Annotated in this window: 21 protein-coding genes; 6 read left to right on the forward strand and 15 right to left on the reverse strand. The window is 44.5% G+C overall.

Going from position 1 to position 22350, the window contains the following annotated elements; all coding sequences use genetic code 11:
* Window positions 1-9: 9 nt before the first annotated feature.
* A complete protein-coding gene (locus tag JMX07_RS09185) occupies window positions 10-585 on the forward strand; it encodes a GNAT family N-acetyltransferase (RefSeq protein WP_201607627.1) in 576 nt (191 codons plus the stop codon).
* Window positions 586-604: 19 nt separating this feature from the next.
* Here JMX07_RS09185 and JMX07_RS09190 read toward each other — a convergent pair whose 3' ends face one another.
* From JMX07_RS09190 to JMX07_RS09215, 6 genes are all read right to left on the reverse strand, one after another.
* Window positions 605-1285 carry a class I SAM-dependent methyltransferase gene (locus JMX07_RS09190; protein ID WP_201607575.1) on the reverse strand — a complete coding sequence of 227 codons (681 nt, stop codon included), beginning with the start codon at window positions 1283-1285 and terminating at the stop codon, window positions 605-607.
* 419 nt (window positions 1286-1704) lie between these two features.
* The gene (locus JMX07_RS09195; RefSeq protein WP_102090409.1) at window positions 1705-2319 is read right to left on the reverse strand and encodes a hypothetical protein; all 615 of its coding nucleotides are present in this window, start codon (window positions 2317-2319) and stop codon (window positions 1705-1707) included.
* A gap of 140 nt (window positions 2320-2459) precedes the next feature.
* A complete protein-coding gene (locus JMX07_RS09200; protein WP_165598499.1) occupies window positions 2460-3083 on the reverse strand; it encodes a hypothetical protein in 624 nt (207 codons plus the stop codon).
* A gap of 124 nt (window positions 3084-3207) precedes the next feature.
* Entirely contained in the window at window positions 3208-3957 is a 750-nt protein-coding gene (locus JMX07_RS09205) for a PhnD/SsuA/transferrin family substrate-binding protein (protein ID WP_201607577.1), read from the reverse strand.
* Window positions 3958-3960: 3 nt separating this feature from the next.
* Entirely contained in the window at window positions 3961-4455 is a 495-nt protein-coding gene (locus JMX07_RS09210) for a PAS domain-containing protein (protein WP_101205202.1), read from the reverse strand.
* Between the two features lie 176 nt (window positions 4456-4631).
* The gene (locus JMX07_RS09215; protein WP_010201036.1) at window positions 4632-4994 is read right to left on the reverse strand and encodes a roadblock/LC7 domain-containing protein; all 363 of its coding nucleotides are present in this window, start codon (window positions 4992-4994) and stop codon (window positions 4632-4634) included.
* Between the two features lie 622 nt (window positions 4995-5616).
* On the opposite strand from JMX07_RS09215, the gene gdhA reads away from it, so the two are divergent.
* Window positions 5617-6963 carry an NADP-specific glutamate dehydrogenase gene (gdhA, locus tag JMX07_RS09220; protein ID WP_201607579.1) on the forward strand — a complete coding sequence of 449 codons (1347 nt, stop codon included), beginning with the start codon at window positions 5617-5619 and terminating at the stop codon, window positions 6961-6963.
* A 115-nt stretch (window positions 6964-7078) separates the two neighbouring features.
* Here the strand turns inward: gdhA and hutI are convergent, their stop codons facing one another.
* The 5 genes from hutI to hutU form a co-directional block, all read right to left on the reverse strand.
* Window positions 7079-8392, reverse strand: coding sequence for an imidazolonepropionase (gene hutI / locus JMX07_RS09225; RefSeq protein ID WP_201607581.1), 1314 nt, complete (start codon window positions 8390-8392; stop codon window positions 7079-7081).
* A 57-nt stretch (window positions 8393-8449) separates the two neighbouring features.
* On the reverse strand, window positions 8450-9481 hold the full coding sequence (hutG, locus tag JMX07_RS09230; protein WP_201607628.1) for a formimidoylglutamase: 1032 nt from the start codon (window positions 9479-9481) through the stop codon (window positions 8450-8452).
* 42 nt (window positions 9482-9523) lie between these two features.
* Window positions 9524-11086, reverse strand: a complete 1563-nt coding sequence (gene hutH / locus JMX07_RS09235; protein WP_201607583.1) for a histidine ammonia-lyase — start codon at window positions 11084-11086, stop codon at window positions 9524-9526.
* Between the two features lie 226 nt (window positions 11087-11312).
* A complete protein-coding gene (locus JMX07_RS09240; protein WP_201607585.1) occupies window positions 11313-12677 on the reverse strand; it encodes a YjiH family protein in 1365 nt (454 codons plus the stop codon).
* 70 nt (window positions 12678-12747) lie between these two features.
* Window positions 12748-14466: a urocanate hydratase gene (gene hutU / locus JMX07_RS09245; RefSeq protein WP_227673229.1), complete on the reverse strand. Its 1719-nt coding sequence runs from the start codon at window positions 14464-14466 to the stop codon at window positions 12748-12750.
* A 367-nt stretch (window positions 14467-14833) separates the two neighbouring features.
* On the opposite strand from hutU, the gene JMX07_RS09250 reads away from it, so the two are divergent.
* From JMX07_RS09250 to JMX07_RS09265, 4 genes are all read left to right on the forward strand, one after another.
* Entirely contained in the window at window positions 14834-15607 is a 774-nt protein-coding gene (locus tag JMX07_RS09250; protein WP_201607587.1) for a UTRA domain-containing protein, read from the forward strand.
* 429 nt (window positions 15608-16036) lie between these two features.
* On the forward strand, window positions 16037-16873 hold the full coding sequence (locus JMX07_RS09255) for an amino acid ABC transporter substrate-binding protein (RefSeq protein ID WP_201607589.1): 837 nt from the start codon (window positions 16037-16039) through the stop codon (window positions 16871-16873).
* A gap of 74 nt (window positions 16874-16947) precedes the next feature.
* Window positions 16948-17631, forward strand: coding sequence for an amino acid ABC transporter permease (locus tag JMX07_RS09260; RefSeq protein ID WP_179797881.1), 684 nt, complete (start codon window positions 16948-16950; stop codon window positions 17629-17631).
* Between the two features lie 59 nt (window positions 17632-17690).
* Complete coding sequence (locus JMX07_RS09265) at window positions 17691-18434, forward strand: amino acid ABC transporter ATP-binding protein (RefSeq protein ID WP_057761251.1); 744 nt, start codon at window positions 17691-17693, stop codon at window positions 18432-18434.
* A 112-nt stretch (window positions 18435-18546) separates the two neighbouring features.
* On the opposite strand, the gene JMX07_RS09270 is transcribed toward JMX07_RS09265, so the two are convergent.
* The 4 genes from JMX07_RS09270 to JMX07_RS09285 form a co-directional block, all read right to left on the reverse strand.
* A complete protein-coding gene (locus JMX07_RS09270) occupies window positions 18547-19500 on the reverse strand; it encodes a DMT family transporter (RefSeq protein ID WP_201607592.1) in 954 nt (317 codons plus the stop codon).
* A 222-nt stretch (window positions 19501-19722) separates the two neighbouring features.
* On the reverse strand, window positions 19723-20370 hold the full coding sequence (locus JMX07_RS09275) for an anthranilate synthase component II (RefSeq protein ID WP_114700516.1): 648 nt from the start codon (window positions 20368-20370) through the stop codon (window positions 19723-19725).
* A 72-nt stretch (window positions 20371-20442) separates the two neighbouring features.
* The gene (locus tag JMX07_RS09280) at window positions 20443-21861 is read right to left on the reverse strand and encodes an anthranilate synthase component I family protein (RefSeq protein WP_201607594.1); all 1419 of its coding nucleotides are present in this window, start codon (window positions 21859-21861) and stop codon (window positions 20443-20445) included.
* A 184-nt stretch (window positions 21862-22045) separates the two neighbouring features.
* Window positions 22046-22321 (reverse strand): Trp family transcriptional regulator, encoded by a 276-nt coding sequence (locus JMX07_RS09285; protein WP_114700514.1) that lies wholly within the window; start codon window positions 22319-22321, stop codon window positions 22046-22048.
* Window positions 22322-22350: the final 29 nt, after the last annotated feature.

The following is a 22350-nucleotide window of genomic DNA, read 5'->3' on the forward strand; positions in this document are numbered from 1 at the left end:
AACAACGAAATGCGAGAGAATAAAATTATAAATACGATAGAAACCGAACGACTGTATCTCAGACAGTGGCAAGCGAGCGACTTTGCGCCATTCGCTGAGATGAACGCTAACCCTGAAGTAATGGAATACTTTCCTAAATTATTAACTACTTCGATGAGTAATACTATCGCCAAAAAATGCCAGTCGCTGATTGATGATAATGGGTGGGGTTTTTGGGCGGTTAGTCTAAAAGAGACAGATACTTTTATCGGTATGGTTGGGTTAAATCATGCGTATGCCGATATGCCGTTTTCTCCTGCTGTTGAGATTGCTTGGCGCCTGCATAATGATTATTGGGGATTAGGGTATGCGACAGAGGCGGCAAGGGCTTCATTGAATTTTGCATTCGATACATTAGGACTAGATGAAGTCGTTGCCTTTACTGCCGTTATCAATAAGCGCTCACAATTGGTTATGGAGCGCCTTGGTATGACCAATACACAGGAGGATTTTTTTCACCCTATGCTTGAGTCTAATCATCGGCTCGCTGAGCATGTGCTGTACAAAATCACTCGGCAGCAGTGGCAGGATACGGTGCTCACTTAGCTGCATTGATGGCTGTCTTTTACTCTGTTTGGCTACTATTATCACGCGAAAACGTCAGAATATGCCCTTTAAAAGGTAAGTCTAGATAAGTAGTATTTTCAGGTTTGACATGCTTACTACTAAAGCCAAACTCAGTCATCTTGTTGGTTAACTTGTTTTTGCGACCGCGACCAGGATCGACCACGATGACCTCGCAAGTCGGCATAGCATGACGGTCAATGAACTCAGCCAATATATCAATGTGTTGGTCTTCATATAGCAAGTCACTGCCGATAATCATATCAAATTTACCCAAATGGCTATTGTCTTCTGCCCAATCTAAACGCTCAAAATTAATCTCTTTATTATTATTCAGCGTGGTATTTCTATCAAGGAAATACTCAACCGTTGGATGATAGTCAGTCGCTGTGATGTCCGCATGTCTATGATTCAGTAGCAAACTAGAGAGCGCCATACCGCAGCCAACTTCCAAAATACGTTTGCCTGCAATATCGTAATCGAGCATATGATTGGCCAGCACCAAGCTTGACGGCCATATCACCCCAAACATCGGCCAAGAAGCGGAGCAAATGCCAAGTTTTAACGCTTCGTCATCAGGGTCGCTAAATTGTTGATTGTCACGTAGTGTGCAAATATGAATGTCGGTATTGCCAATTTCAATCGTTTGATAACGCACGCGCACAGTGGTCAGCGAAGTCATAAACTGTCCTAAAAAATAAGCAAGAATGCAAGGTTTGGCAGGGGTTGCCGATTTCGGTAGGGTACAACGTTGGAAAAGATAATTAAAATATTGGAAGCTGTATAGATATTTGAATGATTAGAGGTTTGTGGCAACTTAAGTCGTGGCAAGAAAATACCTAAGCGTCTGAGGAGAGTATGACCTAAATTCTGACAAGTTATTGTTAATTCTGAGAGTATTGTTATTACTGCGTAGAGTAAACTAATATCAGAGACTGATAGAGATAAAGATGGTACGAAAGAGATCTATATGAGAATAAGCGGTGCGCTTGATTTGAGCTAAGCGCACTGCTTATGCTCGCATAAAAGATTGAGATTAGGCATCAAATCAGTCAATGCAACGGAATGAATTAAGCGAGTTAAATCAGTTAAGAAACCTCCTTAGTTAAGAAATCTCAATCCAGAGGTTTTGAGTGCCCATACCAGCTCTACAAAAGCGCGACTGTTGGTCAAAGGTTCACCATCGATGATGAGAACGTAGCCTGCATTATCTATCCATAAAAACACAAAGCTGGTCTCAGGAATGAGTAGGTCGACCTGCTGAAAAAACGAGATGGCTTGGCTTTCTACCGCCCATCCACGTTGCTTTTGGCGAAGCATAAATCCTGAAAAATCAGCGGCGGCGACACTGAGCATATCTGCTTCTTCTTGACTATAGCCCACTCGCGCTAAACAAAACCCTTCATCAGAGCCGATCGCGGCACGGCGTTTACCAGATAAGCTCGCCACGACATAAGGCAAAAACTGGTCCAATGGCAAGTTAGGCGCTGGTAAAAACAGCGACAGCTTTTCAATCCAACCTTGTTCGATAAAGCCTTGTAGCCATTGTTCAGAATAACGCTGAAGCCAGTCAGCAGCGAGCAGTGTCTGATCATAAGACAGCAAATCCTGTAATGCCAGCTGCTCATCAGTTGGTTCGTTCTGTGAAAACGCCTCAAAAATACCAGCTGGCGTCAGGGTAAGATAGGTTTTATCAGCATTTAAGTAAGAGGACATAGTAACTACCATTATGATAAAAGTGATTAATAAGTGACAAATTAAGCTTTCATATCGTTGAGTTCAAATAATTTCGATACAAGGAAACCGAGCGTAAGTTATACATTAGTATGCTTAGCGAGGATAACGATGTAGCGGATTTATATGGATTTGACTATAGTTTGATCGAGATGTTGTTGGCAGTTGTCCCAGCGTGCATCGAACTGCCAATCACTTCTACCCAAGCGAAACCATACTAGCGAAAATGCGAGACGATCATTGCGTGCAGTACAATGGGCAAAAAACTCGTTTTCGATTTGCTCAATCGTACCCCAGTCTTCGTCCTCACGCGCTTGCATCAGCTCAGTGGTGATGTCTTTAGCGATTTCTCGGGCATCGTCGCTGCTGATACGCAGTCGTTGCTTTTGCTCATTGAGAGAAGGAGATATCAGCACACTCCAACGTGTAGCCAACATACTATTGCGCTGGATGTATCTTTTTTTATCAATGCACTCGCGAAAGCCTTGCTGGACATGAGGATACAAACGATCTTTGATACGAGTAAACAGATTGTTTACATCGTATGGGATATCAAACCAGCAACCATAAAAAAAGTCTGCCACTGCACCCTGTAGCGGTTCTTTCTCCGTCAATAGCAAAGCTGCGTTGATACGCTGCTCATGAAAGTGACGGTTGTTAGGAGCTAAAAATACTTTACGAGAGTAAAACCGAAATACTCGATGCGCGACTCTTTCATTTTCTTTGATAAGGTCTGAATCAGACATAATAATACCCTCCTATCATCGCTATTATTACGACGGTGCTTGTTTCAATGATAATGATGTTGTAAAACAAACGATGACTTCATCTCGCAAAATAGCGCTTGATATCAATATAATGATTGAGCGACTAATCCAATAATGTCTGCATCAAATCAATCATAAATTCGGCATCTTCTTCGCTCATTGGCTCAAACCCTTGAGGCATGCCAAGCTCAGCCAAGGCCTCTTTACCATCTGCATCGTTGTGCAAATTCAGGATGGCTTCTAGGAAGATTTGTGCATCGGGAAAGTCTTCTTTAACAAGGAGTACATGACTGATATCAGCCAAGTCACTTTCGATAAGTACCGACAGCTGAGTTTTGGTCAAACGTGAAAAGCTATGAAAAATCTCTGCCAAAAAGAACGCGACTTGGGCTTCACCTTTGATGACTTTGCGGGCAGCCGCTTGATAGGTCTCGGTCACATCCCAGTTGAGATCAGACGCTTCTATATCGACGACTTCTAGCAATCGCAAACCAATCAGTTTGACATCTCGGTTGTCAGCCATCGCGACAGTAGCCCCTGCTTGAATGTCTTCCAAACGGCTGATAGTGCTATTGGCAGCGGCTGCAATGATCATCTCGTCAGATTTACCGATAGGTCGGGCAATGGCTCGATAGCCTTGCTCGCGGATGAGAGTGGCTGCATCAAAAGGGTTGGCATAAATGATTTGAATGTCACCGGCACTAATGACCTGCTCTTGCTCAGCGTGAGAGGCAGGAATATTGAGATGCATGTTTAAGTTGGCACGTTTTTGAATCAAGGTGTTGAACATGTGCCAGCCTGCAAAGCGATCAGGCGAAAAATCAGGGGCGATTAACATATTGTGTGTCGTCATGAGTTAGCCTTCCTCATCTTGTTTCATTTGGGCATATTGAGTCATCGCCGCTTCAATTTTGCTGCGTGATGGTTTGCGTCGTACCGAGGTGTAGCCGACGGTTTCACCGCGACGCACGTTAGGCACCACAGTGGCATAGACCCAATAATGACTGCCGTCTTTGCATAAGTTTTTGACATAGCCATGCCATTTTTGTCCAGACTCGGCAGTACTCCATAAGTCTTTATAGGCAGCTTTTGGCATATCAGGATGACGCAAAATATAGTGCTGTTGGCCAATCAATTCATCTACATGATAGCCACTGATTTCGACAAAGGCGTCGTTGACGTGAGTGATGATACCGTCGAGATTGGTACGCGAGACAATCAGTTTGCCATCTGGGTAGGGGCGCTCTATACCAGTATCATAGACAGTCCGTGACGTGCCATCATGATAAGTCATCGTGATTTGCTCAGCAGGCATATCGGGTTTGTGTGCATCAGGGATTGGAGAACCCATGGTCATCTCCTTCGTTGATCGTTATATCGTCAATCCTCTATAAATTGAACACGGTGTCAGCCTTGCTTAGTCTACTACTTGTAGTACTCTCACTCGGCTTCCTTGTATCCAAATTATATTGAATCAACTATGTTTATAGTAATTAAAAGCTAATAAATTCGATAAGCAGTCGCTAATCAAATGAGCTTTGCCAACGCTTCTGAAGCGCGCTTAATATCTAGGAATATCAAGCCAAGCTTGGCATTGGGCTTTGCCATGATGGTGAGTACGGCTTCATCGCCTGATGAGGTCATGATGACGTAGCCTTTCTCGCCTTGAATCATAATACGATCGATACTACCGCGTGCCAACTCGCGGCCTGCACGGTCACCTAATGATAATAATGCTGCTGACATAGCACCCACACGATCTTCATCCACGCCGGTTGGTAGAGCTGAAGCAATCATAAGACCATCGTTAGAGATTAGCGCAGATGCTTCAACATCTGCTGATGAACTGTTTAAGTCTTCCAATATCTGCTGAAATGAATCTGTACGCATATCGCTTTCTCTGTACTGGTGATTGGTTTTTTATTTATGAACTAATGAAGTTAGTCAAAAATATCCTTGTTTAAAGAAAGGTATTATAATTCCTTACTAATAATATTGATATACATTTGCCCAATTAAAAGTAAATTTTTTGGACTTTTATGCCTTTTGTCATCAAATCATTACCCTTTATCTTTATTTTTTCGAGGAAAATGGTGATTTTTTATTATGTCTAGTCGATGAGCGGTTGAAGACCTAGCAAGATCCTTGGTATTTTTTTGAATAGAGATATTCTTTGTAACTATAGATTAATGTCCATCATTGCTATCAAACGGAGCCGCTGGAATTTAGTTAATAAAAATCGCTTATAGATTCTTATGATGAAGATATTTACTAGACTTATAAGTCTCAAAAATGATATACAGTCATGAGGGGATAAATGTTGACACTTCTAAATGCGTTATAAAAATACAAATTGAGTCAGCTTTTTTGATCCTATCAGTCTCTATACATAATCTTGTATAGGGGCGATTTCAGTTTTACATCAACGTTTATAATCCTTTTGTTTACTCAATATATTGTAGCGTCGATGTAAATAATTACTATCACCAGTTTTATCCTAAGGAAGAAATACATGAGCATCAGTGAAGCCATCCAAAAAGTCGAAGCACGTTATGCCCATCAGCCCGAATTCATTCAAGCAGTAAAAGAGGTGGCAATTACGATTCAACCTTTATACGATGCGCAGCCTGAATATAGTACGTTAAAGGTATTCGAGCGTTTGGTAGAGCCTGATCGGGTATTTGGCTTTCGTATCAATTGGGAAGATGATCAAGGCGTGGTACAAGTCAATCGTGGTTGGCGTGTGCAGTTTTGCAATGCTCTAGGCCCTTACAAAGGCGGTCTTAGATTCCATCCTACCGTCAATCAATCCGTATTGAAGTTCTTAGGCTTTGAGCAAATCTTTAAAAATGCCTTAACTGGCTTGCCTATTGGTGGCGGTAAAGGTGGGTCAGATTTTGATCCTAAAGGTAAAACAGACAGCGAGATACGTCGTTTTTGCTATGCTTTTATGCGTGAGCTACATCATTACGTGAGCAAAGACATGGATGTGCCTGCTGGTGACATCGGCGTCGGTGGTCGAGAAGTTAGCTATATGTTTGCGATGTATAAGAATTTAACGCGTGAATCAACAGGGGTTATCACTGGCAAAGGCGTGGGCTTTGGTGGCAGCTTGATGCGTACAGAGGCGACTGGCTACGGTGCAGTCTACTTCTTAGAAAATATGCTCATCGCTCAGAACGATAAGCTTCAAGGCAAAAAGGTGCTGATATCAGGAGCAGGTAATGTCTCATTACATGCTGCCGAAAAAGTGAATGCGCTAGGTGGTATGGCAATAACTGTCTCTGATTCACAAGGGACGTTGCATGATGAAAATGGCCTCAATCAAGAAAAAATTGATTGGCTCAAAAAACAAAAGCAGCAAAACAAGCCTTTAGCAGAGTATGTTGATGTTTATGGTGGCGAGTGGCTTGCCAAACAGAAACCGTGGCAGTTTGAAGCTGATATTGCGATCCCATGCGCTACTCAAAATGAAGTCAATGAAGCTGATGCCAAATTATTGGTCGAAAATGGCGTGAAGTATGTGGTGGAAGGCGCTAATATGCCGCTCACTGCGGAAGCAATTGATTGTATCCGTTTGCACCGTGTTCATTATGCACCTGGTAAAGCTGCTAATGCGGGCGGGGTAGCAGTATCTGCGCTTGAAATGTCGCAAAACTCTGTCCGTCAATATCAAACCTTTAAGCAAGTCGATGAGCGTCTAAAAGGTATTATGAAAGATATCCACGACAGTGCTGCGAATGCTTCAGAACAATATGGTCAAACTGACAATGGTTATGTCGACTATATGGCTGGTGCCAATATGGTTGGTTTCAAACGTGTGGCTGATGCGTTGGTTGCTTTTGGTATTTTGAACTAGTCTTACTTATAAGTGGTAAACAAGCCTTAGCGGTTGGTTCATACGGACAAATAGCAAAGCCCCAGTCACTGAATGATTGGGGCTTTTTTAATTGAGATAAACAAAGGTAGGTTGATTACAGTGTCTCGCGCCATTGTCCTTGAACCATAATGCCTTGGGTAGGATTTAGTCCCATCTGATAGGCCAAGTCAGCAGGACGAGCGATATCCCATAGCGCTAAATCAGCATCACAGCCCACTTCCACTTTTCCTTTGTTGGACAGCCCTAACGCTTGTGCCGCATAAACGGTTGAGCCTGCCAATACTTCTTCAGGCGTGAGGTAAAATAGCGTACAACCCATATTCATCGCCAACAACAGCGACGTCAACGGTGAGGTGCCAGGGTTACAATCGGTTGAAATAGCCATAGGAACGTGATGTTTACGTAAAGCTTCAATCGGTGGCAACTTGGTGTCACGTAGCGTATAAAACGCCCCTGGCAATATCACGGCAACGGTATTGCTAGCCGCCATTTTTTTGATGTCTTCTTCTGATAAGTGCTCTAGATGGTCGCTCGATAGCCCTTTATATTCAGCAACTAAGGCACTACCACCTATATCAGACAGCTGCTCAGAGTGCAGTTTGACTGGTAGATTTAATGAGCGAGCCACTTCAAAGACTCGTCTGATTTGCTCTGTGCTAAAGGCGATGTTTTCACAGAAACCGTCGACCGCATCGACTAAACCTTCTGAGTGTAGAATAGGTAGCCATTCGCAAACTTGCTCAATATAGTCGTCCGCATGGTCTTTGTACTCAGTGGGTAGGGCATGCGCTGCTAGGTAAGTGGTACTTACATGGATGTCGTATTTGTTTCCCAGTTGACGAGCGACCGTGAGCATTTTGCGTTCAGTGTCCAAGTCCAAGCCATAACCTGACTTGATTTCGATACTGGTGACACCTTCTTTCATAAGTGCGATTAAGCGTTTTTCACTTTGGGCAAATAGCGATTCAATACTGGCGGCGCGGGTAGCACTGACCGTCGCGACAATACCGCCGCCTTGTGCAGCAATATCTTGATAACTAACGCCCTGCAATCGCGCTTCGAACTCATTGCTGCGGTTGCCGCCATAGACAATATGCGTATGACAGTCGATAAGCCCTGGAGTTATCCATTTGCCATCGGCGTCTGTAACCTGCTTGTCTTGATAATGTGGCAGATGCGTCGTGATTTGCTCTTGTGCCCCAATCCATGCAATCTTGCCGTCTTTAATACCGATAGCCGCGTTCTCTAACTGACCATATGGGATACTACGAGCGTCTTCATTCTTATCATTATTAAAACCATAGTGCGCTGAAAACGTCGCAATATTGGCATTGATAATGAGTTGATCAAACGATGTCATAGTAGATTTGTCGAGCGTCTGCTCTTTAAAATTTTCTGATTCATTCATAGTATGCTCCTAATAATTGGGAGGCGAGTAACCTGTTAAGACCTTTTTTTGTAAGAGCTAGCTGACAAGTAAGTGCTGTTCTACAATCGTTGCCAGCAGTCGAGCAGCGACTTTGCAGCTACGACTATCCACATCAAAGGTCGGGTTGATCTCAGCAATATCTGCCATTTTTACTTTGCCTGACGACACAATCAGCTTGACCATACGCTCAACAAAACCAAGCTCAATACCAAAAGCAGCAGGCGCACTGACACCCGGAACGACACTAGAGGGGAGACAATCCATATCAATAGTGAGATAAATAATATCAACCTGATCTATGAAGCTTTTGACCTGCTCGGCAATGGTGTCCCAAGGTTGATAATGACAGTCTTCATCACTAATAACCTGTACGCCCAGTTGCTCAGCGCGATCAAAGAGCGCGGCGGTATTAGAAAAGCGACTGACGCCAATACAGCAATAATGAAAGGGCTGATCGTGTGCGTCAAGATGCTCGGCAATCTGGCGAAACGGTGTACCAGAGGTTGCTACATCAGACTGACGAATATCAAGATGGGCATCGAAATTAATAATCCCGATAGTAGGCGCTGTGTTTGTGCTGATAGTTATATCGTTTGCCTTTTCTAAGGCCTGCCATAATCCCAAAAAGCTACCATAAGCAATGGCATGACCACCGCCAAGCCCGATGGGTAATCCACCTTGCTTGACGATAGTGCTCACTGCATCGGCATATTTGATCTGAGCTTGCTCAAGAATATTGTCGGCAAAGCCATCATTATCATCACAATGAATGTCGCCAGCATCACCTAATAAGGTTGATAATTGACTATCAAAGCGTTGTTGCAAATCAGCGATGACTGGCAGCGTAGCAAAAGCTCGACGAATCAATGACGGTGCAGCTCTAGCACCCACGCGGCCTTGATTGCGTCTGACGCCTTGATCACAGGCAAAGCCAATTAGCCCAATATGTTGAGCCTCATAAGGCTGAGCAAGCTGATACCAATAGCGGGCACGCGTAGTCTCAAACGGCTCTGCGCGTCCTGTCCACTGAGTCATATCAGCGGGTGTATGGCTAATGGGTGTGGTCATGTTTGTGACTGCCATCATGGCTCTCCTTTTACCAGCCAATGCTTATTTAGACTCGTACCAGTTGTGACGTAGTTCTTGCCAGTGCTGAGCAAGTGTGCCGTCTAGTACTAACTGCTTGGCCGCTTCGATATCAGGGGCGAGGTAGCGATCTTTATCATAGAACGTCACTTTCTCACGTAGTTTTTGATGTGCCACAGTCAACGGCTCTGATGTCTCGAGTCCTCGATGAAAATCAATACCTTGACCAGCAGCCAGTAGCTCAATACCTATGATAGTCGCAGTGTTTTGCGCCATCTCATATAGGCGGCGTGCGCAATAGGTAGCCATTGAGACGTGATCTTCTTGGTTGGCAGAAGTCGGGATGCTATCGACGCTACCAGGATGGGCGATAGATTTGTTTTCTGACGCCAGTGCTGCGGCGGTTACATGAGCAATCATAAAGCCTGAGTTTACCCCAGCGTTATCGACTAGGAATGGTGGCAGACCACCTGACAAAGTTGCATCGATCAGCAAAGCGACACGGCGCTCAGACATCGAGCCAATCTCAGCGATAGCCAATGCTAAAATATCCGCGGCAAAAGCGACTGGCTCAGCATGGAAGTTACCACCTGATATGGCGACCGGACCATCTTCATTATTAAAGATAAGCGGATTGTCTGTTACCGCATTAGATTCGATGAGCAGCGTTTTCCCTGCTTGGTTGATGATATCAAGACAAGCACCCATGACCTGTGGCTGGCAACGTAAGCAATATGGGTCTTGAACTCGATCATCTTGTTCGCCATCGTGCGAAGCACGGATAGCACTGCCTTTGATCAGTTGACGGTGTGCTTTGGCGATTTCAATTTGACCATGATGACCGCGTACTTCGTGAATACGGGCATCAAATGGTGAGTCCGAGCCTTTTGCCGCATCAATTGATAGTGAGCCGACAATGGTCGCAGTCTCAAGCAAATCACGCGCCAAGAAATAACCACGTAATGCCAATGCGGTTGATACTTGCGTACCGTTGATCAGTGCAAGGCCTTCTTTGGCTGCAAGAGTAATTGGCTCAAGTCCATGCTGGGCTAGCGCGTTTGCTGCAGGCACTTTTTTACCAGCGACAAACACATCACCTTCACCCATCATCGCAAGCGTCATATGTGATAATGGCGCTAAGTCACCAGATGCGCCAACTGAACCTTTGGCTGGGATATTGGGTGTGATTTGATTATTGATTAAGGCAAGTAAACTATCAACTACCTCGCGGCGTACACCAGAGACGCCTTGCGCCAGACTGGCAATTTTCATCACCATAATCAGTCGTACCACGCCTGCAGGGAGAGCTTCACCCGTGCCCACTGAGTGAGAAACGATCAGGTTACGCTGAAGTAGCTCAAGCTGATCATCACTGATACGTGTCTTAGCAAGTAGGCCAAAACCAGTGTTGATACCATAAGCGCTTTTGTCTCGCGCAATGATGGTACGTACATCTTCGTGCGAGGCATCTATCGCCTCATAAGCGCTCTCAGGTAGTGTCAATATGACAGGCTGCTCGTAGATATCACGTAGCATCTCAAAGCTAAGCTGGCGAGGATGTAGGGTTAGTTGTTTGATATTGTTCATAGGGGTAATCCTAGTATTGTAAGTCATATAGTCATTCCACTATAAAGGTATTATAGCGTTAACCTCACTTGAAGTAGTACATATACATCTACACTCGGTTGCCTTGTACTACTTTTAAATTGCATCGACTATATGGGTTATATTATTTTTAATGCGTATCTTTATTAAAATGAAGTTGTTGAAAGGTTTTTAATCAGCAAAATATCTATTATTGAGTTTGAGCTTTTTAGCCAATCCAATTGAGGTACATAGCCAGATGCCCGAATGCTGCAGCCAATAAAATACTAAGTACCACACGCTCGAACCAAATAATGACCATCTTACCAACGGAGATAGGAATCTCGGTCGCAAGCACGCATGGAATCATGGCTGAGAAGAACAGCACACTGCTAATGGAGATGACCCCTGCGACATAGCGTGTCAGAATATCTGCCTCACTTAGTAGTAATGCTGGCAGGAACATCTCAGCCAATCCCGCTGACATGCCTTTGGCAGCGACAAGTGGTTCTGGTAGGCCGCCAAGCCATGTAAAGGGATAAAGAAGTAAGCCTAGGGCATCGAACACCGGCGTATATTTTGCTAATAGTAATCCTGTTAAACCGACTGCAATGATGGACGGCACAATGGCGGCTGCCATCGTTAGACCGTCGCGGAAGTTAGACCATAATATTTGTTTGAGGTCAGTTGCACGGCGGGAAGTGGATAAACCCAAATCAAATGCTGCAGCCAACCGTGTACCACGTTTATGGTTTAAAGCGGGGCGTTCGACATGATCGTCAAAGAGACTGATAGGCGGAATACGAGCAGTAATTGCAGTAACAATAAAAGTAATCACTAGCGTAGACCAAAAGAACACATTCCAGAACTCCATCAGGCCAAGCGTTTTGGCAACAATCACCATAAACGCCGCTGATACAGTCGAAAACCCAGTCGCAATGATAATGGCTTCACGCGCTGAATATTGCTTTTGCAAGTACACACGATTGGTGATGAGCAATCCAATAGAGTAGCTACCGACAAAGGAGGCCACGGCATCAATCGCTGATGAACCTGGGGTCTTCCAAATAGGTTTCATGATTGGCTGCATGAGCACACCAACCATTTCTAATAAGCCAAAGCCAACCAAGAAGGCCAATATTAGTGCCCCAAGCGGTACAATCATGCCGACTGGTAAGGCCAGTTTTTCAAACAGAAACGGCAGCATGTCCTTTTCCATCATAAAGGTAGGCGCTATGTCAGCCACATACATCACTGCCAACATCAGACCAATGACCTTGAAACCAGTCATAATCATATGGGTGATATTTTTGCGCCATGAGCCATCGATAAATGGCTTACTCACGCCATAGAGCATGAGTAAAAATAATAGCGTCACGGACAAGGTATGCTGTTGAGTGACTAGATAGGTTGCGCCATGATCGAACAAAATCGTGCTTTTCTCGCCAATGGTAAACGGCACAAAAAACATCACCAAACCGATCGCACTGAATACGATAAGCTGTATTAAAGCAATAGGGGTTGATAGTAGTTTTTTCGATGATGTCGTTGTATTTTCATCGTTCAGACTAGATGTCGTATTTTGCTCAATCATATTATCCTCCTTGATAAGACGCCGATTATGTCCTTATACCCAGCTACAGCGTATAAGAACAAGGGACAAACTATTTAATCATTGGCAAATTTAGACCATAGTCTTTCGCTGTTTTAATCGCCAACTCATAACCTGCATCTGCATGACGCATGACGCCTGAGCCGCAATCATTGACAAGCACGCGTGACAATCTTTTGGCTGCGGCGTCAGTACCATCCGCGACGATGACCATGCCTGAGTGCTGCGAGTAGCCCATGCCGACACCGCCGCCATGATGCAGTGATACCCAAGTTGCGCCACCAGCGACATTGAGCATACCGTTCAATAGTGCCCAATCAGATACTGCGTCTGAACCATCTTTCATGCTCTCTGTTTCGCGGTTTGGACTGGCGACAGAGCCCGTATCCAAATGGTCACGACCAATGACGATTGGGCCTTTTAGCTCACCATTCTTGACCATTTCATTAAATGCCAAACCTGCTTTGTCACGTTCACCAAGACCTAACCAACAGATACGAGCAGGCAAACCTTGGAATTGAATACGTTCCTTTGCCATATCTAACCAGCGATGGATATGTTTATTTTCAGGGAATAGCTCTTTAATTTTTTGATCAGTCTTATAGATATCTTCTGGATCGCCTGATAACGCTACCCAGCGGAATGGACCTTTACCTTGGCAAAATAGCGGACGAATATACGCAGGGACAAAACCTGGGAAATTAAAGGCATCTTTGACACCTTCATCAAAAGCGACCTGACGGATGTTATTACCGTAATCAGTCGCTGGAATGTCCATCGCTTGCAAGTCTAAAATCGCTTGGACGTGTACGGCACAAGACTGAGCAGCGGCTTTGGTCAATGCTGCATGTTGCTCTGGATCTTCTTGGGCGGCTTTCCATTCCTCTACTGTCCAACCGCTTGGTAGATAGCCATTAATCAAATCATGCGCTGAGGTCTGATCAGTGACCAAATCAGGCTTCATGCCACCAGCGTTAGCGCGCTTGACCATCTCAGGCAAGATATCTGCGGCATTACCAAGTAGGGCGATAGAGACAGCTTCGCCAGCGTCAGTATGTTGTTTGATTAGCTCATAAGCGTGGTCAAGATTGTCCGCTTGCTTATCGACATAACCCGTGCGCAAACGGAAATCGATGCTAGACTGCTGACACTCGATGTTTAACGAAGTCGCACCTGCAAAGGTAGCAGCTAATGGCTGTGCGCCGCCCATACCGCCTAGACCAGCGGTCAAAATCCAACGACCCGCCCAGCTACCGTCATAATGCTGACGACCCGCCTCCACAAAAGTCTCATACGTACCTTGAACGATGCCTTGCGTGCCGATATAAATCCAGCTACCTGCAGTCATTTGACCATACATAAATAGGTCTTTGCGATCGAGCTCGTTGAAGTGCTCCCACGTTGCCCAGCGCGGTACAAGGTTGGAGTTAGCAATCAAGACACGCGGTGCGTTTTCGTGTGTTTGAAACACGCCGACTGGTTTACCAGACTGTACTAGCAACGTCTCATCATCTTCTAATTCTTTTAGTGATTCTAAGATTTGATCATAGCTTTCCCAGTTACGGGCTGCGCGTCCGATACCACCGTAGACGACCAGGCTTTTTGGGTTTTCTGCCACATCAGGATGCAGGTTGTTTTGCAGCATACGATAAGGTGCTTCGGTCAGCCAGCTTTTGCAATGTAGCGTGCTACCAGTAGGCGCAGCAATATTACGGCTCTCATCACGGCGAGTCAGCTTAGTCTCTTTGTTGGTTCCATTGTCAGTAGTCATGATCATATCCTTGTGATAGCGAATAGGGCGATAAAGTCATCAAAGTAAGTGTCTTACAGTCAGCCTAGATATTCATTGACTAAGTATTCATCTAAATTCATAAAAATATCGAATCGATAAAGCAAATTTTCTAGCACTGCTGTATATTTGTATATACAAATTATCAAAGATACTTTTTTCATGCAAGGTTTTTTTTCATGAGCTGATTATTTTTGCTATTTACTCAGTCGATTTAGATAACACCGAGTGAGTTGAAAAACGCCCTAGTCAACACTGAACGCTCAGACATTTTGACTAAGGCTTGCACGGTGGTCTCGTGATATTATGTGGTCATTCCTATTAGCAAAACTGACGGTCAAAGGCGGATATGACAAAGACGATTCCGGCGTATCAACGCATAAAAAACGCCATACTAGACAACATCCATTCTGGTAAGTGGCAAGCGGGCAACGCAATTTCGACAGAAATGGCACTGGCTGAAGAGTTTGGCGTGTCAAGAATGACGGTCAACCGTGCGCTAAAAGAGCTGAGCGAGGAGCGGGTGTTAGAGCGTCGGCAAGGGTCGGGCACGTTTGTCGCGCAGCAACAGTTCAATCATACCTTTGTTGAGGTACGCAACATCGCTGAGGATTTAAAGTCTGCCAATCGTGATTATGAGGCACAGGTCGTGAGTAAGCGTGCTATTACGGCTGATATGCTCGATAATGAATTGTGTCGTAAGTTTGGTATTAGTGAAGGGGCTGTGATTGATGAAGAGTCTGTGCCTGTTAACACAAGCGCTCAGACAGATGCTAGTGATGAAGCTCTCCTGTATGAAGTAAAAATCATTCACTTTGCCGATGGTCAGCCCATACAGTTTGAAGAACGCTGGGTCGATGCCAAAAAAGTGCCGAAGTTTATCGATCAGGACTTTAGTGTGGTCAATACCAGTGATTACTTAATTGCCAAAAGTCCTCTAGAGAGTGGTAGCTATACCATCCGAGCATTGGCAGCCCCTGATGAAATAGCTGAATTTTTACAAATTGCGCCGCAGTCACCAACGCTTGTGTTGCGCCGGCAGACCTATTCGGCTGGCCAAGTCGTTACCTTTGTAAAAATGTGGCATGCGGGTGATCGCTATCAGTTCTCAGGCGAATTGTAGCAGATATAGTCAAGCCTATATAAATCCGCTACATCGTTATCCTCGCTAAGCATACTAATGTATAACTTGCACTCGGTTTCCTTGTATCGAAATTATATTGAACTGACTATAGCTTACGTATGCTCACTGATTGTGTACGTTTTTCTGTCTAAAGTGAGATACTATATCCATAAGCTGCTATTTAATAAGATAGCAATTGGTGTTAATTAAACTCGCCAGAATATTTGAACAATCGTTAAAAATTAAAATATAATATAGAAACAGTATTGAAAAATAGCCCAAATAGCCTCAAATCGGGCAACCAAAGCCGAATATCATAGAAGAGCTTATATTGTTCTTCTGTATCGGCTTGTCCTATTTATTAGCACCGTATACTTTATTAGCATTATGTGTTTTTACTTTATTCATTCACTCTTATAAGGACGTCTTATGAAACGTCGTACTCTTTTAGCCCTTGCCGCCAGCACTATGCTCCTTGCCGCTTGTGGTCAATCTACTACCAACGAAGCCGATACCAGTGCAACTGACAGCGCTGCAACAGGCGGTTCTGATTTGCTACAACGTATCAACAACGGCGGCACCATCAACGTCGGTACAGAGGGTACTTATCCTCCGTTCACGTACCATGATGAGAGTGGTAAACTAACGGGTTACGACGTTGAAGTAACGCGTGCAGTAGCGGATAAACTAGGCGTAGACGTTGAGTTTAAAGAAACTCAATGGGATGCGATGCTGGCAGGTTTGGATTCAAAACGCTTTGATATGGTGGCTAACCAAGTCAGTTTGACCACGCCTGAGCGTAAAGCAAAGTATGACAAAGCGATGGCTTATAGCTGGTCAGGTGCGGTTGTATTGGCACCTACTGATGACAACCGTTATAGCTCGTGGGAAGGTCTAAAAGGTCTACGTACGGCGCAATCACTTAGCAGTAACTACGGTGAGCTTGCAGAGCGTTATGGCGCAGAGATCGTTCCTGTCGATGGTATGGCGCAAGCGATTCAATTAGTGAAGCAAGACCGTGCTGACTTTACGATGAATGACAATCTAGCGGTATTGGATTATCTCAAAAAATTTCCAGATTCTAATCTTGAGATTAAGCTAACTGCCCCTGCAAGTGAACAAACAGGTTCAGGCCTAGTGCTTATCAAAGGTGATGATGAAGTTGTAGCTAAATTAGATGAAGCAATGGCTGAGTTGGCTGCTGAAGGCACACTCACCAAGCTTAGCGAACAGTTCTTTGGTGCTGATATAAGTCAACAAAAATAATGTCAGTTTCTATCATGTCAGCTTCTGTAATGTCTACATCATGGTTCGCGGACTTATTGGCAGTATTGCCATTTATGAGTCCTGATCGAGCGCAGATTGTCATCTCGTCGTTTTGGCCAATGCTCAAAGGCGGTATCTATTATTCGATACCGCTGGCATTGATCTCATTTGCGATTGGTATGGCCATTGCACTGACAGTGGCATTGATTCGTATCATTCCGCGTGCCACTTGGTTCCATGAAATCATTTATCGGCTCGCTCGTGTCTATGTGTCCGCCATTCGCGGTACACCGATGCTGGTTCAGCTGTTTATTATTTTCTATGGTCTGCCAAGTGTCGGGGTGAAGCTTGATCCCTTTCCCTCAGCGATTATCGCATTCTCATTGAACATCGGTGCTTATGCATCGGAGACAGTGCGTGCTTCGATTTTGTCAATACCAAAAGGGCAGTGGGAAGCAGGCTCGACGGTTGGTTTGACGTATCTACAGACTTTTCGTCATGTGATTTTACCGCAGGCGCTTAGAGTATCGGTGCCGCCGTTGTCCAATACCTTTATCAGTCTGGTAAAAGATACCTCACTTGCCTCACTGGTACTGGTCACTGAGCTATTCAAACAAGCGCAGATTATCACAGCTCGTAACTATGAGTTTATGCTGGTCTATACAGAAGCGGCAATTATCTACTGGGGTATCTGTCTGTTCTTGACCTTCATCCAAGGCAAGCTTGAAACGCGCCTTGATCGATATGTGGCAAAATAAGCTACGTAGTAAAATAAGTTATGGCTCAATAAACACGCCCTAGCACAACAGGAATTTTTATGATCAAAGTCACTAATATTCATAAAGCCTTCGGTGGCAATCAGGTGCTAAAAGGCATCGACTTGACCATTAATAAAGGTAAAGTGGTCGTAATATTAGGACCTTCAGGATCGGGTAAAACCACCTTTTTGCGTTGTTTAAATGCGCTAGAGATTCCTGATCAAGGTGTGATTGCTTTTGATGATGATAGCTTGAGCGTCGACTTTGCGACTAAGCCAAGTAAAAAAACGCTACTAGCTTTACAGCGTAAATCAGGCATGGTGTTTCAGTCTTATAACTTGTTTCCACATAAGACAGCCATTGAAAACTTGATGCTTGGGCCTACGGTCGTACAAGGGCAGAGCAAAGCGCAAGCCCGTGAGCAGGCATTGGTACTACTTGAGAAAGTTGGACTGTCGGATAAAGCGGATCTCTATCCGTTCCAGCTATCTGGTGGTCAGCAGCAGCGTATTGGTATTGCCCGTGCGCTTGCTATTGAGCCATCGCTCTTACTGTTTGATGAGCCAACCTCTGCACTTGACCCAGAGTTGGTACAGGATGTGCTTGAGACAATGAAGCAGCTCGCCTCTGAAGGTTGGACGATGGTCGTAGTGACTCACGAAATCAACTTTGCCCGCGATGTTGCCGATCATGTTGTACTGATTGAGGATGGTCATGTGGTTGAAGAAGGCAGTGCCAAGCAGCTGTTTGAAGACTCAAAGCATCCGCGTACGCAGGCATTTTTGCAACGTATTGAGCAGTAAAAACGTTTGTTTTTGCGTAAGTAATAAAAAAAGAAGCTCCAATCATGATGCCATGGTTGGGGCTTTTTTTATCGCAATAAATAGGACGTATTTCAAATGAATAGACAGTAAACTATATTTTTTGTCGTTGCTTTAACCAGCGAGGTACGCGAGTGGCGGTACCGTTCAACACAGCATTCAACAAAGCCGCCAGCAAAATGAGCGCCACACCCAGATATTGAATCCAAGACAAAGATTGATGCAATAATAGCATGGCAAGTGCAATCGCAGTCAACGGTTCAAAAATCGTAAATACCGATGCACGAGTGGCGGGCAGCTTCTCCAATGCCTTCATATATAGCCCAAATGGCACGACGGTTCCCAGCAGTGATAATCCCAAAACATAGCCCCAAGTCATTAAGGGGAGATCTAATAGCTGATTATAAGTGTTATAGGTCTCAGGCAAGAGCAGTAGTACGCCAGCACTAATGATAATGGAAGTGAAAAACACCAAAGGGGCAGGGTGAGCGTAATGCATTGCGCGCTTGCCCAATACGCCATATAACGAATAACACATTCCTGCTGATAGACCGAGTAAAATCCCCCAGTTAACTTTCGCTTGCTCGCCTAACATCGTCAATCCAACACCAAATACTGCCATTAGTGCTAGCAACACTGATTTCCGAGTGATGGACTCGCTCAGTAAGAACTTCGAGAACAATAAGCTAAATACAGGCGCGGTATAGAGCAATGCAACGGCAGGGCCAGCACCGACATAACTGACCGCAAAAAAATAGCAGACCGACATGCCAAGGACACCTATCAACGACTGCATCGCCAGTCCAAGCCACTGTTTTGGCTGTAATTTGATAAGGTGTGGCCACAGTGTTGGTAGCATGGCTAAAATGATAAAGGCCGCTGTGATAATGCGTAATATGGTTACTTGCCACCCACTAAATCCAATTTGGTTGAGATAGGTCGAGAATATACCCAACGTACCCCAACAAATAGCAGCCGTGATGATTTGAATGGTGCCTAGCCATGATTGATGCGAGTGGTTCGTCATTCCGTTGTCGATGTTTGCCATACTGTTTTCTTCTTACGCTCTAAGTGACACAAGATGTTGTAAGATTGCTATTGATACAATCTCTCCAAGCAATGCTAAAATAAGAAAAGACAACCGGTTCAAGGGCTGTCTTTTGTTTATTATTTTCAGTCTATCACTAAAAGATAATAAATGACTACTAGGGCATGGTCTAAATTTAATCGACTGTCATTTAAAATAGAAGGCGTGGCTGAATAGTAGTGCTTACACCTGCAATAAAAAGTTACTCAGCAATCGCTTAGCGCCCTCAGTGGCAAACGACTCAGGATGAAACTGTACGCCTTGGATTGGGTACTCTTTGTGCGCCAGTCCCATAATCTCATCACCAGTCAATGCTGACTCAGCAAAGCTCAATTCAGCACGGTTGTCATTAGCGACTACCGAGGTAATTGTCAGACAGCTTGGTATGGTGTCGGCTTTTACCACCAGTGAGTGATAGCGCATGATCTCAAGCTCTTGTGGTAAGCCTTGATAGATACCTGAATTATCATGGCGAATCGATGAGACTTTGCCATGCATCGGCACACTAGCGCGTACCACATCACCGCCAAATACATGAGCAATACCTTGCATACCCAAGCAAACGCCTAGTAGCGGCACAGTTTTGCCTAGTGTTTCAATGACCTCGCTACAGATACCAAAGTACGCGGGATCGTCAGGAGAGCCAGGGCCAGGTGAGATAATTATTCTATCAAGATTCATCGCTTGCACATCTGCTAAGGTAATTTCGTTATTGCGTTTAACGATGACGCTGGCTTCTTCATCACTGTCTAAGGTTTGTAAAATCTCGCCCACATACTGGTAGAGGTTAAAGGTAAATGAGTCGTAGTTATCGATAATTAAAACATTCATGGGTCATAAACTCTTTTGTGAAAATATAGCTAGGTAAAATATGGTCAATTTATGCAATACGTTTAGCTTCAATTATGATTGCATAAAGCTGTCTAACACGACTTTCATCGCCGACAGTTTGCGCTGAATCTCTAAGTACTCATCGGCTGGGTTTGAGTCGTAAACGTTACCGCCACAAGTTTGAGCGTAGGCAGACTCGCCATTGATAAACAGACTGCGAATAGGAATGGCAAAGATACAATCACCATTGAAATTGAACGAGCCTAATGCACCACCGTAAGCACCGCGACCATCAGGCTCTAGCTCGTTGATGACTTTGATGGCTTCTACCTTGGGCGCGCCTGATAGTGTCCCAGCAGGGAAGTTACTGGCAAGGGCACTAAACATATCTTCGTTAGGATGCAAGATACCAACGATTTCAGAAGAGATATGCTGCACGTGAGAGAAGCGTTTGATATCCATTAAGCTACGTACTTTTACTGTACCAAATCGAGCCACACGGCCAATATCATTACGATGTAGGTCGACTAGCATATTGTGCTCGGCAATTTCTTTATCATCGTTGAGCAATGCGCGGGCAAGCTTACGGTCTTCGATCACATCGGCGCCGCGCTTGGCAGTTCCTGCGAGCGGATAGGTTTCCATTTCACCCTGACGCAAGCGGAATAGTAACTCAGGAGAAGCACCAATGATGCACTGCTGGGCAAATTTCATAAAATACATATGCGGTGATGGATTGACGGCACGCAGCTTTTCATAAATCGGCATTTTGTCACCGGCAATACGATATTTAGATTTAAAGCCTACCTCGCACTGAAAAATACGCCCAGCGATGATGTCTTCTTTAACTTGCATAACGACATTGGCATGCTCTTCTTGGCTCATGCCATCACCTAAAAATTCAACTTTGGGCGGCTCATAACTAGGCGTTGGCTCATCGAGTAGGGCTTTAATTTGCTCGATGCGGTTTTCTTGCTGAGCGGTTGGGTAATAAAAGTAGAAGATTTCCCCAGTCATCTTATCTAGGGTCAATCCATCTAAATACACGCCAAACTTAAATGGTTCAAAGTCTTCGCTGGCTTTTGCATTGAGGCTAGGTTCAAAGAAGTTCACGCAGTCATAACCCAAATACCCGACCAGACCGCCGCTTTGGTCACGGGCGATGACATGCTGCGGTGTTATCTCACGCAGCAATTGATAAGGGTTGTCAGTTTTATAGCAACTTGTCTCAGCGGTTTTATTATCGGTAATCGCAAGCGTGTTGCGGTCTAATGCGGCGATAGTCGTCACAGGGTCAAAGCCGATCGCATGATGGCGCGAGATATGGCTGTCTTCACCTAATGATTCGAGCAAATAGCAGGTATCAAACGCGCTTTCGATACGTTTGAATAATGCAAAAAAATCGATATCTTGCGTCAGTTTGATACGTTGTGGTTTGCTCGGGATATCGATAGGAGCAGGTTTGGTCTGTGTGCGAGTGCTAGAGGTCATAACAAAGTCCGAAATGGTTCAAATATGTGTTGATTAATGAGTGTTGATTAATGAGTGTTGATTAATGAGTGTTGATTAATGAGTGTTGATTAATGAGTGTTGATTAATGAGTGTTGATTAATGAGTGTTGATTAATAAGTATAAGTTTCGTCAGTAAAAAGCTAGATAGTATCGTCGTTAGAGGCTAAGAGCAGTCTCTATGAGTGGCCAATAACGCGCTGACATCATGGCTTTGCTTGGCCTTGGCACCGCGAGAGACAGTGGCGATACCAACACCTAATTGCTCTGAGATATCACGCTGGGTGATGCCACGATCTAGTAAGTCAAAAATGCGAATACGATTGGCAATGTCATGCTGTTCTTTATCGGTCAGCAGGGCACTGAGCAGCTTTTCGATATCTGCGCTATCAGTACAGTTGGTCAAATGTTTCACTAAACTTTGATAAGGATCGGTAGTCATAATAGGTAATTTTAGCCAAAGAAAATAGA

Source organism: Psychrobacter immobilis (assembly GCF_904846235.1).
Classification (GTDB): domain Bacteria; phylum Pseudomonadota; class Gammaproteobacteria; order Pseudomonadales; family Moraxellaceae; genus Psychrobacter; species Psychrobacter immobilis_C.